This window comes from Angustibacter peucedani, assembly GCF_054779595.1.
In genome coordinates this window covers 1-505 of record NZ_BAAGXY010000191.1, presented here as the reverse complement: position 1 = coordinate 505, position 505 = coordinate 1, and the positions used below count along the sequence as shown (strand labels likewise).

Below are 505 nucleotides of genomic sequence, written 5' to 3'. Positions count from 1 at the left end.
TGTAGAATGAACCGGCGAGTTACGTTAATTTGCAAGGTTAAGGTGTAAAGACCGGAGCCGTAGCGAAAGCGAGTCTGAAACGGGCGTTTCAGTAAATTGACGTAGACCCGAAACCAGGTGACCTATCCATGTCCAGGCTGAAGGTGCGGTAAAACGCACTGGAGGGCCGAACCCGTGTATGTTGAAAAATGCTGGGATGAGGTGTGGATAGCGGTGAAATTCCAAACGAACTTGGAGATAGCTGGTTCTCTCCGAAATAGCTTTAGGGTTAGCCTCGGAGTTAAGAATCGTGGAGGTAGAGCCACTGTTTGGACTAGGGGCCCGTCATGGGTTACTGAATTCAGATAAACTCCGAATGCCACAGATTTATATCCGGGAGTCAGACGATGAGTGATAAGATCCACCGTCGAAAGGGGAACAGCCCAGACCACCAATTAAGGTCCCTAAATATGTGCTAAGTGGAAAAGGATGTGGAATTGCATAGACAGCTAGGATGTTGGCTCAG

1 rRNA gene (cut by a window edge) is annotated in these 505 nt (G+C 48.5%); it reads left to right on the top strand.

What is annotated here, in order from left to right:
* Positions 1 to 505: ribosomal RNA gene (locus tag ACYVJ4_RS18825) — 23S ribosomal RNA — on the top strand; its annotated part reaches 552 nt to the left of the window's first position; the annotation flags it as partial.